This is a genomic window from Pseudonocardia sp. Cha107L01 (assembly GCF_052566575.1).
Map to the genome: position 1 here is coordinate 5,511,135 of NZ_CP199579.1, position 14,652 is coordinate 5,525,786.

Here is a 14,652-nt window from a genome sequence, read left to right on the forward strand (position 1 = left end):
CGCGTCGCGCCGGCGTCACGACGACCCTCCATTGGCGCTGAGAGTCAGCTCGCCCGATCTCAGTCACGGCGGGTCGGGCTTCAGAGGTGGACGCCGGAGTGTGCCTTGGCCGCCTCTTCGTTGCGCCGTGCCTCGGTCTCCTCGAACGTCTCGTAGTGGTGCCGGGGGGCCTGTCGCACGGGCACCGGCTCGGGCATCCGTTCCGGTGTCGACACCGTCGGCCCGGCCATGATGACCGGCTCGATCGGTGTTGCCTCGGCGGGCGCGGCGGCGGCCACCGGTGCGGGTGCGGCCTGCGCCGGGGCGGGGGGCGCGGCCTGAGGCGGCCCGGAACGCATCAGCAGGGCCAGCAGCGCGGCGAAGGCGCACATGATCCCGACGGTCAGGAAGGAGTTCGCGTAGGTCTCCGAGACGATGTACTTCTGCAGTTGCTGGTAGACGGCGAGCATCCCCTCGGTGCCCTTCGCCGCGGCGGCCTGCAACTGCGGCAGGGAGTTCACGTTGTCCCCGAGCAGCCCGCCGCGGTCGGAGAGCAACTGGGCCTGTTGAGCGGTGATGAGGCCGCCGAACACGGCGACCGCGATGCTGGAGGACACCCGCTGCGCCACGTTGTTCATCGCGCTGCCGGAGCTGGTCAGCGCGGTCGGCAGGCCGGCGATGCCGGCGGTCATGATCGGCATCATGGCCAGGCCGGTGCCGAGGCTCCGCACCGTGGTCCACAGCACGATGGACGACTCCGGGGTGTCGGCGGTGAGCTGGGCGAGCAGCAGTTGGCCGTACGCCATCAGCAGCAGGCCGATGACAGCGGGCCAGCGGGCGCCGATCAGGTCGTAGAGCCGCCCGGCGAGGGGCATCAGCACGATCAGGACCAACGCCGACGGCATCAGGACCAGGCCTGCGGGTAGCGCCTCCAGTCCCTGGGTGACCTGGAGGAACTGCGGGATGTAGTACAGCGTGGTGAACATCGCCGTGGTGACGATGGCGATCAGGATCAGCGAGTTGGTGAATGGCCAGTACGCGAACACCCGCACGTTGATCAGCGGGTTGGCCACCTCGAGCTCGATGATCACGAAGAGGGCGAGGCTGAGCAGCCCGGACACGATCAGCATTTCGACGCGGTAGCCGGTCCAGCCCCACTTCTGTGCCTTGGAGAAGGCTAGTAGCAGCGCGAACAGCCCGTAGGCGATGCTGAGGAAGCCCCAGAGGTCGAATTTCGGCCAGGTACTCGGGTGGATCCTCGGGAATACCGCGACCGCGGCAATGGTGCCCAGGATGCCGATCGGCACGTTGATGTAGAAGATCAGCCGCCAGTCCACGTACTGCACCAGGTAGCCGCCCAGTGTCGGGCCGATGGCCGGCGCGACGACCACGCCGAGGCCGTACATGCCCATCGCGCTGCCGATCTTCTCCCGGGGCACGATCTGGTAGAGCATGGTCATGGTGACCACCGGCAAGACGCCGCCGGGCACGGCCTGCAGGACCCGGAACCCGATCAGTACGTCGAGGTTCCAGGCCAGGCCACAGAGCCCGGAGGCGACGGCGAACCCGACCAGCGAGAGAATGTAGACGGTGGTGAGACCGAACCGCAGACCCAGCCAGCCGCTCAGTGGGACGATCACGCCGAGCGCCAGGGTGTAGCCGGTGACGATCCACTCGACGTCGTCGGCACTGGCGCCGAGCTCCGTCTGAATGTGCGGAACGGCTACATTGACAATGCTGGTATCTAGCACCGACATAAAGCTTCCGACGATCAGGACGATCAGCGGAATAACCCAGCCAGTGGTGCTCGCCCGACTGGGCCCATTCACCATGGTCGGTAGCGTGCCATAAAGACTAAATAGTCTCTATGTAGGCTACGATATGTACTCTATCGAGTATACGCAATCACCCTTCAGCTGCATTTCCCGCGTTGCCGGTAGCCGTACGTTCAACGAACCGCGGCCTCGAGCGCACTCAATTCCGCGTCCAGGTGATCGATCATCCGCTGCAGGTGCGGCACGCTCCGCCGGCAGCCCACGATCCCGAACGCGAGCTTGTCGACGTAGCTGGTCAGCGTGATGTTCACCGCCTGGCCGTCCACCGGGATGGACAGCGGGTAGGTCTCCAGCAACTCGGCTGCGTCCCAGTACCGCACCTCGCGGCTGCCGGGGACATTCGAGATGATGATGTTGAACGGCGGCGGCGCGAACCGGCCGACCCCGGGGATCGGCGCGAGGACCACACCGCCGGCCAGGAGTCCGCTCAGCGCCAGCACCTGGAACGGGCTCATACCGCGCAGCATGCCCTTGCCGCTGCGGGTCGAAGCCCGGATCCGGGCGAGCCGCACCGCCGGATCGGCCTGCTCGGTGGCCAGGTCGCAGAGGATGGCGCCGACCGCATTGCCCTGGCCAGCGGTATTCGAGCTGGCAGTCGAATTGGCACCGTTCCCGCCGTTCCCGGACGCCTGCTCGGTGCCGCGCAGCGAGACCGGCAGCATGGCGACCAACGGGCGGTCGGGCAGAGCGTCGCGGTCCAGCAGGTACTGCCGCAGCGCCCCGGCGGACATCGCCACCGCCACGTCGTTCACCGTCGCGTCGGCCGCCACGCCGATCGCCCGCACCCGTTCCAGCGGCCAGGACTGCCCGACGAACCGGCGGGCCCCACCGATCGGCACGTTGAACATGGTCGGCGGCGCGTCGAAGGGACGGGTGGCGCCGCTGTCGCGGGCCATGCCGACCAGTGCGTTCGCCACCGCCGGTGGGGTGCCGGCCACGTCGGCGGCCCGCGCCGCCACGTCCCGCACCGCGGCGATCGCCTTGCCCGCACCGCCGGCGGAGGTACCGCCCGCCGGGCCGCGCTGCCGGGGCGCCCACGGCGGGCGGGCCGGGCCGTCCGGGTCGGTCGACAGGCCGCGGGTGAGCACCCGCATCGCGGTGACGCCGTCCATCAGGGCGTGGTGCACCTTGGTGTAGGTGGCGAACCGCCGATCGGAAAGACCCTCGACCAGGTGGAACTCCCACAGTGGGCGGTGTCGGTCGAGCAGCGTCCCGTGCAGCCGCGACACCAACGCCAACAGCTCCCGCACCCGGCCCGGGCTGGGCAGTGCGGAGAGCCGGACGTGGTAGTCCAGCTCGACGTCGCGGTCGTCCGTCCAGGACCACTGGCCCAGGGTTGCCGGGGATCGGTACGGCCGGCGGCGCATGCCGGCGGAGATCTCGGTCCGGGCCAGAAGTGCCTGGTAGAACCCCGACACATAGTCCGGCCCCGCGTCCTCCGGCAGCCGGAACAGCTGCAGGCCGCCGACGTGCGTGGGATGCTCCCTCGACTCGGCGAGCAGGAACATCGAATCCGTCACGGCCATCGGCAAGGGCATGCCGCATCGTTGAGCGTCCCGGGGGCCGTGTCAACGCGGAACGGACTGCCGCCGGCTCCCCGGCGTGATCTCCGACCGCGCGCCGCGAGCCCGCTTGCTGAGAAAGCGACCCGTCTCGGCGGCTTCGAATTTGAGTCGGCCCGGATGCGGGGTAACCATGGAGGGATGGCCGCATTCGGGGCACTGGGACTGGTCCTCGGACTGTGGGTCGTGCTGGCGCAGCAACGCGGCCCGCGCCGACAGCGGGACGGCGTACAGGTCGCGCTCGGCTGGGTGCTGCTCGCGCTGTCCGCGCTGCTCGTGGTCACCGCCGGCGGCCCGCAGGACCTCACCGGCCTCACCTCGGCCACGGACAGCTCGACCCTGTCCGGCCCGGCGACCGTCGACGGCTAGCGCCCGGTTTGGCGATCCGCCACGCGGGAACGCCCTGGTATGAGCAGTTCCGACGAGCGGGGTGGGCGCCCGCTGTGCCTGGTGACCGGCGCGACCGGATACCTGGGCGGGCGGCTGGTACCGGCCCTGCTCGCGGACGGGTACCGGGTCCGCTGCCTGGTGCGGGACCCCGACAAGCTGAGCGGGGTGCCCTGGGCCGGGCAGGTCGAGCTGGTCACCGGCGACGTGCTCGACCCCGGCTCGATGCGGGCCGCCTGCGCGGGCGTCGACACCTTCTACTACCTGGTCCACTCGTTGACCGTGCGTGGTTTCGCCTCGGTGGACCGGCGTGCCGCGCTGGTCACCGCCGAGGCGGCGCGCGAGGCCGGGGTGCGGCGGATCGTCTACCTGGGCGGGCTGCACCCGGACTCCGGCGACGGGGAGCTGTCCGAGCACCTGGGCTCCCGGGCCGAGGTGGGTGAGATCTTCCTGCGCAGCGGTGTGCCGTCGGTGGTGCTGCAGGCGGCGGTGATCATCGGCTCCGGCTCGGCCAGCTTCGAGATGCTGCGTTATCTCACCGAACGGCTGCCGGTCATGGTGACGCCGACCTGGGTGCGCAGCCGGGTCCAGCCCATTGCGGTGCGCGACGTGCTGCACTACCTGGTCGCGGCGCCGACGCTGCCGGCCGGGGTGAACCGGAGCTTCGACATCGGGGGCCCGGACGTACTCAGCTACCGGGAGATGATGCAGCGCTACGCCGCCGTGGCCGGGCTGCCGCGGCGCCGGATGCTGCCGGTCGGGTTGCTCACCCCGAAGCTGAGCTCGCACTGGCTCAATATCGTCACCCCGGTGCCGAGGTCGGTCGGTGCGCCGCTGATCGGGTCGCTGGTGCATGACGCGGTGCGCGGCGAGCACGACATCGACGCGCTGGTCGCACCGCCGGAGGGCGGCCTGATCGGTTACGAGCGATCGGTGCAGCTGGCACTGGCCAGCATCACCCGGGGCGAGAGGGCCCCCCGGTGGGGACGAACCTCGCCGGAGCTGCCGTCCGACCCGCTGCCCTCGGACCCGGACTGGTCCGGTGGCACGGCCTATGTCGACGTCCGGGACCGGTGTACCTCGGCGAGCCGGACCGGCCTGTGGCGGGCGGTCGAGGGTGTCGGCGCGACGCGGGGCTGGCCGGTGGAGTCGGTCGACGAGGGACGAATGCGGCGGCTGCGGCCCCGTCTCAGGATGCCCGGTCGGGCCTGGCTCGAGCTCGGGGTACGCCAGCGGGACCCCGCCGGCCAGGATGGGCCGGGGGCCGTCTACCACCAGCGCGCGATCTTCGTGCCGCGCGGCCTGGCCGGGCATCTGTACTGGTGGGCGGGTGCGTTGCTGCGCGGCGTTGTGCTCGGCGGGCTGGCCCGCTCCGTCGTGCGTGATGCGGAGGGCGAGCGTGGTGCGGAGGGCGAGCGTGGTGCGGGGGGCGTACGCGCCCGGGACGGTGCCGATCGGTGAGCCGCTCGGTGAGCAGCGGCGCCGCGAGCTCCCGGGTCGGTTTCGCGACGGTGTGAGCCCTCGCGCACATTTTGCCCCGATATGTGCGCGATCGCGCACATCACCGCGGCGGCTGCCCGGTGAGCAGCAGGTTGGTCGCCGCGGTGCTGGATTGCTCGGACATCGAGCGGCTGACGGCCGCGCGCGGCGCCGCCGGGTCCGCTGAGATCAGCGGGTCCGGTCCGCCGCGTACTGCGCCTTCTCGATCGCGTCGACCAGCGCCGCCGGCTGCGACAGGAACGGTGAATGCGACGCGTCGAGCGTGACTACGGTCGTGGGTTCGGCCGCGATCGCGTCGATCTCCCGGATGAACCTCCGCTGCAGGTCGGGGCGGATCGCGTTGTCCTGTTCGCACACGACGTAGGTGTGCGGCAGCCGGCCGTAGCGCGCCGCGGTGGCGGTGAACGGCTCGGCCGCCATGCCGGCCGGCGCGTCGGAGCTGAGCAGTGAGATCGCGGCGGCGGCCACCTCGGCCGGCACGTCGCCGTAGAAGGTCTCGACCAAGGCGGCGTGCCGGGTGCTGTCCCCGGTGTCGAACCGCAGTGCCCCCACGGCCATCGGGTCGGCGGCGAGTTGGTCGCCGACCATGGTGCCCGTGTTCTCCGGCATGGTGATGTACGCCGTCGCGGGCAGGCCGGCGGTCGGGGCGAACGCGGCGACGTACACGACGCCGGCCACCAGTTCGGGGAAGCGCTCGGCCAGCGCGGTCGCCACCGCGCCGCCCATGCTGTGCGCGACGACGAGGCACGGCTCGCCCCGCCCGATACGCCGGACCCGCTCGGCGAGCAGCTCGGTTGCGGCGGACAGGGTGACCGCCGCCGACGGCGACGGCTCGGTTGCGTACCCGGCGGGGTCGAACGGCCGGGCCCAGCGCGCGGCGGGGGCCAGGCTGTTGAGACCGTGGCCCTCGAGGTCGACCGCGACGGCGGCCAGACCCCGCGACGCGAGCTCCTCGATGACCGAGGACCAGCACCAGGTGCCGTGCCAGAATCCGTGCACCAGAACGATCGGGGCGGTGTTCTCCATCTGCCCTCACACATGCATGGGCGCGCCGGACTCGACGCGACGGGGGAGCGCGCTGACCTGAGGGACACTAGGCCACCTGATCGGAGCCGGCGAGCCGATCGAGGTGCTCGGGGTGGCGCCCTCGGGGCAGCCAGTGCACAACGAGGACGCCGGCGACCACGACCAGTGCCGCCACGGTGCGAAGACCAGCGCTCATCGCGTGGCTGAAGCCGGTGACCACGGCGTGCAGCGTCGCCGGGTCCGAGGTGCGGGCGCGGGCCGCGGCCACCGTGGACGGCGCGGGCGTGCCGCGCAGTGCGGCCGGTAGCGCGGCGGCGAAGCGGGCGTTGAGGACGCTGCCGACCACGGCCACGCCGAGCGCGCTGCCGAGCTCGCGGGCGACGCTCTGCAGCCCGGAGCCCAGTCCGACGCGGTCGGCCGACAGCGCGGACAGCACCCCGTCCGACAGCGGCGGGGTGGCCAGCCCGCAGCCTGCCGCGATAACCGTGGCACACACCGCGTACCACGGATACGGGGTGGCCGAGTCGGCGAAGGAAGCCCCGAGCAGGCCAACGGCCAGCGCCGCGAGGCCGAGGCTCACGGCGGCGCGCGGGCCGAACCGGCGCACGATCGGCACCGTGGCCCTCGGCGCGAGCCACAGCCCGGCGGCCATCGGGAGCAGCCGAACCCCGGCGCCGAGGACCGAGTAGCCCTTGGCGTACTGCAGGTACTGCCCGTTGACGTACATCAGCGCGAACATGCCGGCGAACACCACCGCCATGCCCAGTGTGCCGGCCCGCAGCGTGGGGACACCGAACAGCCGGGGGTCCAGCAGGGTGTGCTCGGCGCGCAGTTCGTGGTTGAGCCAGCCGCCGAGCAGCAGTACCGACGCACCGAACCCGCCGAGCGTCGACGCGCCGGTCCAACCCGAGCCGGGGGCGCTGACAAGGCCGTACAGCAGCGCAAGACACCCGGCCGTGAGCAGCAGACCGCTGACCACCGCGATCGGGCGGGGCTGGCGGGGCGGCCTCGGGGTGACCCGGGCGGCGCAGAGCATGGCCACCAGTGCCAGCGGCGCGGCGATGAGGAACAGCGCCCGCCAGGAGCCGAGCTGGACGGCGGCGCCGCCACCGACGTTGCCGAGCACCGCGGCGACCCCTGTCATCGAGGCCCAGACGGCGATCAGCCGGGGCCGGTGGCGCGCGGTGGCGGACCCGACCAGCAGCGCCAACGTCGTCGGCAGCACCGCGGCCGCGCCCACCCCGGCGATCACCCGGCCGCACACCAGCACCGCCACGCTGGGCGCTGCCGCGCACACCGCCGTCCCGCCGGCGAAGACCGCCATCCCCGCCAGCAGCGCCCCTTTGCGGCCCACCCGGTCAGCGAGCGCCCCTGCCGGGACCAGCAGACAGGCGAACACCACGACGTAGCCGTCCACCACCCAGAGCAGCTCGGCGGCGGTGGGATGCAGGTCCCCGGCGGCCAGCGCGGGGATCGCCAGGTTGATCGCCGAGACCATGCCGACGACAAGCGCCACGCAGAGGCACAGCACGGCGACGAGCGGCCCGGTCCGCGCCGCGGGGGCGGCCGAGGAGGTACGCATCGGTGTCGACCGTACCGCCGACCGTGTCAGGAGCGGCCGAGCTCTGGTTGCCGGGGATCAACCCAGATGGGTGAGGACCAGGCCATCTCACCGTCGACCTGGATTGCGCGCAGGTGGTACCAGGCCGGTGCGCGGACGCTGTCCGACCAGCGCAGGGTCGCCCCGGTGTCGCCGAGGCCGGCGAGGCCACCCGCCCCCGGCTGGATCCGCAGCTGTCCCGGGCAGCTGACCGGGACCTCCGTGACCCGGTCGGCGAGCTTGCCCAGCTCGGTGGTCAGCTCGCCGTGCCCGGTCCGCAGGGTGACGGTGGCCTCCGGCGGCCCGAGCAGGCTGAACTCGATGCCACCGCGCTGCGCGCCGTACGGCTCGCCGAACGTCTTGGTGGTGGCCGCCCAGCGCAGCTGGTGGCGGTCCGCGTCGGTGACCTCGGGGCTCCAGTACCTGGTGTGCAGCACCTCGCCGCCGTCGATGCGCAGGGTGCCGTCCCAGGCGACCGTGGCGTGCCCGCGCCCCCACTCCAGCCGCAGTGGCACGCACCGCCAGCCGGCGGGCAGCTCGAGCTCGGGCAGCACCGAGTGCACCGTCTCGCCGTCCCGGACGAGGTCGATGCGGGCCAGCTCGGTGTAGCCGCGCACATACCCGGTGACCTCGAAGGGGCCGCTCGCCGTGGTCTCCGAGCCCATGAACGCGGTGCCCTCGGCGGTCTCGATCCGGAAGTCGACCACGATGCCCCGGGTGGAGGCACCGAACACCCGCCGCTGCTCCAGCGCGTCGAAGATCGCCGCCCGGTCCAGGCTCTCGGCGTAGGCGCCGACGTAGCTCGCGCCGTGCCCGTGGTCCGAGGACGCGATCAGCCCGAGCCGGTAGTCCCGCCGCAGCCCGTCGGCGACGAAGGTCCCGGGCAGCGTGCCGTCGTAGTACTGCCGGAAGCAGCCGTCGTCCTCGTAGTTGCCCCGGCAGGCCTGGAACACCTCGGCGAGGCGCAGGTAGCGCGGGTCGTGGTAGTCCCAGTCGAAGGGCACCATGGCCGAGCCGGGATGGTGCGGGATGGTGATCGCGGGGTAGTCGGGGTGGCGGTCCAACAGCTCCCACAGCCGGGCCGGGGTGGACGAGGGCTGGGCGTAGGAGGAGTAGATCGGCGCGCCGCGGGCCACGTCGCCGAAGATGACGTTCTGGTGCCCGCTCATGCCGGTCCACTCGAAGCCGTACAGCGGGATGAACCGACCGTCGATCCGGAACAGGTCGGCCATCTTCTGGATGCTCCACCACTGGTAGTCGCTGCTGTTCTCGGCGTGGTCGGTGACCGCCCAGAAGTCGTACTCGCAGACGTCCCAGGAGTAGCGGTAGAAGTCCTCCAGCGAGGGTTCGTCGCCGGAGGTGCACCGGCTGACCAGCGAATGGCGGTGCAGGTCGCCCCAGTACAGCTGGTAGGTGTGCCCGCCGGCGCTGGTGCGGTACCGGTCGCGGGCCGCGCTCACCCAGGTCCGGGCCTCCCGGCGCCGGTTGCTGTCCACGATGGTGACGCGGTGCGGCGCGGCGGGCGGCCTGTCGGTGGGCTCGGTGGGCTCGGTGGGCACAGTGGCGTACCGGATCGCGCCGGTGCCGTGCACGCTGTGCCAGATCACCTCGCCCTGGTGCTCGAGCAGGAACGGGCACTCCCGCCCGCCGAAGCCCTCGGTCCACTCCAGGCCGCGGCGCAGCCGCCCGTCGACCTGCCAGCTCAGCACGGCGCCGTCGCCGACCGCCGCGAGGCTGGCCTCCTCCAGGGTGCTGTCGCTGCCCGCGTAGGTGGTCGGCGGCGACCAGCCGTCGGGGCCCAGGGTCTGGGTGGCGACCTCCCAGTAGTAGGTCATCAGCGGCAGCCGCCGGTGGCACCGGTACGCCAGCACGAGGCCGCCGGAAGCGGTGGCGACGAGCCGCGGCAACCCGCACGGCGTGGTGTCCAGCTGAGGTGCCAGCTCGCCGGCCGGCTCCCACACCGCGACCCCGCCGCCGCCCGCCCGGTCGTCGGCGCCGACGCGCACCACGCGCATCGACGCCTCGATGTCGGGCAGCAGCTCCGGTGGCACGAACTCGCCGGGCTCCCGCATGCCGGACGGGTCCATCGCGCCGCCGAGCGTCTCCGCCGGCCGGAGCTTGGTCGGGCCGGAGCCGCCGTGGCCGTGCACCGTGATCACGTCGAATGCGCACCAGACGCCGCCGTCGGTGGTCACCGCGATGCTCGGGTGCAGGGCGTAGTCGGTGCCGGAGCTCACCGGGGTCGGCGCGGACAGCGTCCCGTGGCGGTCCCGGTGGCGGACCACGACCCGGTAGGTGCCGTCGTGGTACTCGCTCCAGGCGTACACCGTGCCGCCGTCGGGGGTGGCCGCGAGCGCGGGGTCCCACACGTTGTCCGACGAGGCGTCGCTGAGCAGGACCTCCGGGCCCCACCGCCCGTCCGCCCATCGCCGCGCGTAGATGCCGAAGCGGCCGTCGGTGCGGCCCTGCCAGCACACCTGCACCGAGCCGTCGTCGTGCGGGAGGATCTCCTGGTTGAACGACGGGTGTGCCGTGGTGCTCACCAGCTCCGGCTCGCTCCACCGGTCACCGGTGCACCGGGATGCCCACACGCCGACCCCGTCGGGGCCGGACCGGGCGAAACAGACCCACCCCCGGCCGGCCCGGTCGAACGTCGCCGTGGGGCGGAAACAGTCCGCCGGTGTACCGGACAACACCACCGGCTCACCGATTTCCCCGGCGGCCGGCCGCCGCGCGGCCACCACGGTCTCCCCGATGTCCTTGCGCCATTCCACCCAGGTCCACAACAGGTCGCCGGCCGGGGATGCGGCGACAGAGGGGCGGGCGGCGGCCACGGTGCCCGGCACCTCCCGGCCGTGCCCCCGCTGCCAGCCCGGCAGCACGCGCGCGGTCGACAACGCCCGATCGCCGCGGCGCAGGAACTCGCTCAGCCGGCCGCCGCCCTCGTCCACCCACATGTAGCGCAACGGGTCGGGGTCGATCAGCTTCTCCACCTCGGAGACGTCCCGGCACTCGTCGATCGCCGCCGCCAGCCGCCGGTTGAACGCCAGCACCAGGTCCAGATCGGCCCGCTGCTCGGCGGTGTACTCGCCGCTGTGGTGGTCGATGCCGCAGAAATGGTCGTGCCCGTGGGAGTGCTGGCCCGCTGAGTGATGGTCCGCTGAATGGTGGGACGCAGCCACTGCGCTCCTGTTCCTGAGGGGGGACCGGCGGGGGAAACGCCGTGAACAAAGAGTGAGTGGCGGCGGGCGGTGTGGGCAATGCCGAAGGCCACGGGGCCGAGACCGGTTTTCGATGCAGCCCATTCAGTTGGTCTATGGCAGTGCTGGTCCAGCCAGCGGGGTCAACGGGCCGCGTAGTGCTCCCGGGTCATCGCGACGAACCGGTCCGCGGCCGGCGAGCGCGGGCCGGACCGCCACACCAGCCGCCCCCGGTAGCTCAGTGCCGGCTCGGTCGCGCACAGCACAGCGCCCTTGCCGGCCGCCTCCTCGGCCATGGACCGGGGGAGCAGCGACGCCCCGGCACCCGCGAGCACCAGCGGGACGATCATGGCCCGGTGCGCGGTCTCCACCGCGACATTGAGCGTGAGCCCGATCTCGAGCAGGGCGGCCGCCAGTACATCCCGGATCTCGGTGCCGTCCGGGGTGGCGACCAGTCGCAGTGCGGCCAGGTCCGCGAGCCGGACCGGCACGGGGCCGGACCCTGGCCGCGGCAGCGGCTCGGACTCGGGCCGCCGCGGCGGCAGCACCAGGAGCAGATGCTGCTCCGCCAGTTCGATGCCGTCCAGCTCGGGTGTCGGTACGGCCGCGTTGACCAGCCCCAGCTCGCACTGACCGGTTCTGACCAGGTGGCCGACCTCGGACCCGCGCTCCGGGTCGGTCACCCGGATCCCGACCTTCGGGTGCTGGCGGGCGAACCGTCCGACCATCGCGGCCAGCGGATCGACGGCCAGCGTGGTCTGCGCGACGATGTCCAGTCGCCCGCCGGACAGGCCGAGCACCTCGCGCACCGACGCGGTCGCGGTGGCCAGGTCCCGGCCGACCTGACGGGCTGGTTCGACGAGCGCCGCACCCGCGGCCGTCAGCACCGCGCCGTGCGGGAGCCGGTGGAACAGTGGCCCGCCCAGCTCGGTCTCCAGTGCCGCGATGGCGTGCGAGAGCGACGGCTGGGCCACCCGCAGCACCCGCGCGGCGTTGGTGAAACCGCCGTGCTCGACCAACGCGAGGAAGTACTCCAACTGGCGGCGTTCCATCACCGGGAGCGTAGAGAACGCTCACCGATCCGGGGTGCCGACCAGTGCAGTCAGGTACGGGCCGAGGGCCTCGGCGATGGCCTCACCGGCCAGTTCGGCGGCCTGGTCCGGCATGAGCACGTGGGTGATGACCAGCCGGGCGATCGTGTCCGAGACCAGTCCTGTTCGTTCCGGGGCCGCGGTCGGGGCGCACCGGGTGAGGTGCGCGCGGAAGGTGGCGGAGATGAGCCGGGTCAGCGGTGCCGCCTCGGTCGTCACCAGTGGCAGCAGCTCCCGGGGATCGGGCCCGGACATGATGGCCTTGACCAGTGCATCGCCGCGCGAGCGCCGCAGCACGAACGCGCAGCCCGCGCTCACCGCCGCGCGGAGGTCGGCCGGGTGCCGGGCCAGCACGGTGTCCAGTGCGGCCATCAGCCGTTCGGTCTCCCGCACCACGACGCCCGCCAGCAGCCGCTGCTTGGAGCCGAACTCCGCGTACAGCGTCTGCCGGCTGATGTCGACCGCGGCCGCGATGTCTGCCATCCGCACCTCGCGGGCGCCGGACTCGACGGCCAGGCGCGCCGCCGCATCCAGGATGGCGTCGCGCAGCCGGGCCCGCGCTGCACCCGGAAAGCGCTGACCCCGCTCCGGCATGGCAGTATCTTGACAGAGCCGTGGTTCGTGTCAAGAAAAGCCATGGTGTGCCGCGTTCCCGCTGCCCGCGGGCGGGTGAGTCGAGGAGAGACCGTGAGCCGAACACGCCAGGAGGGCCCGTGACTGTGCCGGAACCCGTGCCGGAACCCGTGTCGGAGCCGGTGCTGCTCCCGCCGCACAGCCCGGACTGTTACGGCTGTGGCCCGGAGAACGCCTCGGGTCTGCGGATGGAGGTCTGGCGCAGCGGCGACGAGGTGTACACCGACCTGGTGTTCCAACCCCGCCACGTCGGCGCGCCGGGGATCGCGCACGGCGGCACCGTCTCGGCGGCCTGCGACGACCTGTTCGGGTTCATGCTCTACGTGGTGGGCACGCCAGCGGTCACCCGGAACCTGACCATCGAATATCACGCCCCGACCGCGCTCGGCCTGTCGCACCGGATCACCGCGCGGTTGGAACGCCGTGAGGGCCGCAAGCTCTACCTGACCGGCAGCGGCGTGCGGGCCGACGGCTTGCTCTGCTTCACCTCGACGGCGTTGTTCGTCGTCGTCGAGCGGGCCCACTTCGAGCGCTACGGTTTGCTCACCGGGCACCCCGGGCTGGACAGGCTCTCCCGGGGTGAGGGCCGGGCGGTCAGCGGGTCAGCCTGAGCGGGATGGAGTCCCAGGCCCGCAGGGTGTTGTTGTGGTGGCGGCGGGTCGGGCCGGCGAGCTCGATCCCGGACACCCGCCGGGCCAGCGCGGTGAGCAGCGCCTCGGACTCCAGCCGGGCCACGTGCTGGCCGGCGCACTGGTGCAGGCCCATGCCGAAGCCGACGTGCCCGGAGGGGTCGCGACCCAGGTCGAAACTGTCCGGGTCCGCCCACCGTCTCGGGTCCCGGTTCGCGGCGGCCAGGAACATCAGGATCTTCTTGCCCCCCGGGATAAGCACGCCGTCCACGGTCACGTCGGTGGTCGTGGTGCGGAAGAAGGTCTGTCCCGGGGACTCCCAGCGGATCGCCTCGTCGAACGCGACCCTGGCCAGCCTCGGCTCCGCGCGCAGCCGGGCCCACTGCGCCGGGTTGCCGGCCAGTGCGTAGAGGGTGGCCGACAACCCGTGCACGGTGGTGTCCACACCGGCGGTCAGCAGCGACCGGACCACCAGCGGCGCCTGCTCCGGCGTGATGTCGCCCCGGTCGGCGGCGGCCCAGATGCGCGCGCCGAACCCGTCGGCGCTGAGCACGTCGCGGGCGCACACCGAGTTCACCCAGCCGGAGTGCTCCGCGACCCTCGGTGCGCCCTTCGCCACCAGGTCGTTGGCCGGGCCGAAGGCGTTGAACGCGTGGTCGCCGTAGGGCAGCAGATGCTCCCGCCCGTCCCGCGGCAGGCCGACCGCGTCCGGGAACACCCGCAGCGGGAACGCCTCGGCCAACACCGGCACCGCGTCGAACTCGACCGGACCGGCCGAGCCGCCCAGCACCTGCTCGACCAGCTCCTCGGCGTCGGTCTGCCACCGCTCCCGGAGCCGGTGCAGCGCGCGCGGCCCGAGGACCTGCCGCAGCACCCGGCTCGGGGCGTCGTGCAGCGGGGGGTCGGCCTCGAGCAGCAGGCTCGGCGGGCGCCAGGGCTTCTCGTAGCGGAAGTTGGACAGCCCGACCCCGGCGGCGGACTGGAACTCCTGCCAGTCGACCAGCGCGGCGTGCACCTGCTCGTAGCGGGCGAACGCGTACACGTCGTAGCGGGTCAGGTGCACCACCGGGCCGGCCTCGCGCAGCGCCGTGTGCATCGGCGTCGGGTCCTCCAGCACGTCGTGCGCGAACGGGTCGACGTCGCTGGTCGGCGGTCTCGACCGCACGCCCGTGTGGTTGGTGGCGGTGGTCACGGTTGCCTCCAGGGGTGG

At 72.5% G+C, this 14,652-nt stretch carries 11 protein-coding genes; 3 read left to right on the forward strand and 8 right to left on the reverse strand.

The features are described 5' to 3' along the window. Positions 1–80: 80 nt before the first annotated feature. The gene (locus ACTXG6_RS25715; RefSeq protein ID WP_445181943.1) at positions 81–1,811 is read right to left on the reverse strand and encodes an MDR family MFS transporter; all 1,731 of its coding nucleotides are present in this window, start codon (positions 1,809–1,811) and stop codon (positions 81–83) included. 116 nt (positions 1,812–1,927) lie between these two features. Beyond that, positions 1,928–3,352, reverse strand: a complete 1,425-nt coding sequence (locus ACTXG6_RS25720; RefSeq protein WP_445181944.1) for a WS/DGAT/MGAT family O-acyltransferase — start codon at positions 3,350–3,352, stop codon at positions 1,928–1,930. Positions 3,353–3,517: 165 nt separating this feature from the next. On the opposite strand from ACTXG6_RS25720, the gene ACTXG6_RS25725 reads away from it, so the two are divergent. Next, positions 3,518–3,745 (forward strand): hypothetical protein, encoded by a 228-nt coding sequence (locus ACTXG6_RS25725; protein ID WP_445181945.1) that lies wholly within the window; start codon positions 3,518–3,520, stop codon positions 3,743–3,745. A gap of 39 nt (positions 3,746–3,784) precedes the next feature. Beyond that, entirely contained in the window at positions 3,785–5,224 is a 1,440-nt protein-coding gene (locus ACTXG6_RS25730; protein ID WP_445181946.1) for a DUF2867 domain-containing protein, read from the forward strand. 207 nt (positions 5,225–5,431) lie between these two features. On the opposite strand, the gene ACTXG6_RS25735 is transcribed toward ACTXG6_RS25730, so the two are convergent. From ACTXG6_RS25735 to ACTXG6_RS25755, 5 genes are all read right to left on the reverse strand, one after another. Beyond that, positions 5,432–6,289 carry an alpha/beta fold hydrolase gene (locus ACTXG6_RS25735; protein ID WP_445181947.1) on the reverse strand — a complete coding sequence of 286 codons (858 nt, stop codon included), beginning with the start codon at positions 6,287–6,289 and terminating at the stop codon, positions 5,432–5,434. Between the two features lie 67 nt (positions 6,290–6,356). Next, entirely contained in the window at positions 6,357–7,871 is a 1,515-nt protein-coding gene (locus tag ACTXG6_RS25740) for an MFS transporter (RefSeq protein WP_445181948.1), read from the reverse strand. A 26-nt stretch (positions 7,872–7,897) separates the two neighbouring features. After that, on the reverse strand, positions 7,898–11,071 hold the full coding sequence (locus ACTXG6_RS25745; protein ID WP_445181949.1) for a DUF3604 domain-containing protein: 3,174 nt from the start codon (positions 11,069–11,071) through the stop codon (positions 7,898–7,900). 161 nt (positions 11,072–11,232) lie between these two features. Continuing rightward, positions 11,233–12,141, reverse strand: a complete 909-nt coding sequence (locus tag ACTXG6_RS25750; RefSeq protein WP_445181950.1) for a LysR family transcriptional regulator — start codon at positions 12,139–12,141, stop codon at positions 11,233–11,235. 21 nt (positions 12,142–12,162) lie between these two features. Next, complete coding sequence (locus ACTXG6_RS25755) at positions 12,163–12,774, reverse strand: TetR family transcriptional regulator (protein WP_445181951.1); 612 nt, start codon at positions 12,772–12,774, stop codon at positions 12,163–12,165. Positions 12,775–12,893: 119 nt separating this feature from the next. On the opposite strand from ACTXG6_RS25755, the gene ACTXG6_RS25760 reads away from it, so the two are divergent. Then, the gene (locus ACTXG6_RS25760; RefSeq protein WP_445181952.1) at positions 12,894–13,424 is read left to right on the forward strand and encodes a PaaI family thioesterase; all 531 of its coding nucleotides are present in this window, start codon (positions 12,894–12,896) and stop codon (positions 13,422–13,424) included. Here ACTXG6_RS25760 and ACTXG6_RS25765 read toward each other — a convergent pair. Next, positions 13,408–14,634, reverse strand: coding sequence for a cytochrome P450 (locus tag ACTXG6_RS25765; RefSeq protein WP_445181953.1), 1,227 nt, complete (start codon positions 14,632–14,634; stop codon positions 13,408–13,410). The two genes, ACTXG6_RS25760 and ACTXG6_RS25765, sit on opposite strands and share 17 nt — an antisense overlap. Positions 14,635–14,652: the final 18 nt, after the last annotated feature.

What these genes read in the sequence shown, in the direction of transcription:
- ACTXG6_RS25740 (WP_445181948.1), bottom strand. Translation starts at nt 7,871, where the DNA reads ATGCGTACCTCCTCGGCCGCCCCCGCGGCGCGGACCGGGCCGCTCGTC.
- ACTXG6_RS25735 (WP_445181947.1), bottom strand. Translation starts at nt 6,289, where the DNA reads ATGGAGAACACCGCCCCGATCGTTCTGGTGCACGGATTCTGGCACGGC.
- ACTXG6_RS25715 (WP_445181943.1), bottom strand. Translation starts at nt 1,811, where the DNA reads ATGGTGAATGGGCCCAGTCGGGCGAGCACCACTGGCTGGGTTATTCCG.
- ACTXG6_RS25725 (WP_445181945.1), top strand. Translation starts at nt 3,518, where the DNA reads ATGGCCGCATTCGGGGCACTGGGACTGGTCCTCGGACTGTGGGTCGTG.
- ACTXG6_RS25755 (WP_445181951.1), bottom strand. Translation starts at nt 12,774, where the DNA reads ATGCCGGAGCGGGGTCAGCGCTTTCCGGGTGCAGCGCGGGCCCGGCTG.
- ACTXG6_RS25750 (WP_445181950.1), bottom strand. Translation starts at nt 12,141, where the DNA reads ATGGAACGCCGCCAGTTGGAGTACTTCCTCGCGTTGGTCGAGCACGGC.
- ACTXG6_RS25720 (WP_445181944.1), bottom strand. Translation starts at nt 3,352, where the DNA reads ATGCCCTTGCCGATGGCCGTGACGGATTCGATGTTCCTGCTCGCCGAG.
- ACTXG6_RS25730 (WP_445181946.1), top strand. Translation starts at nt 3,785, where the DNA reads ATGAGCAGTTCCGACGAGCGGGGTGGGCGCCCGCTGTGCCTGGTGACC.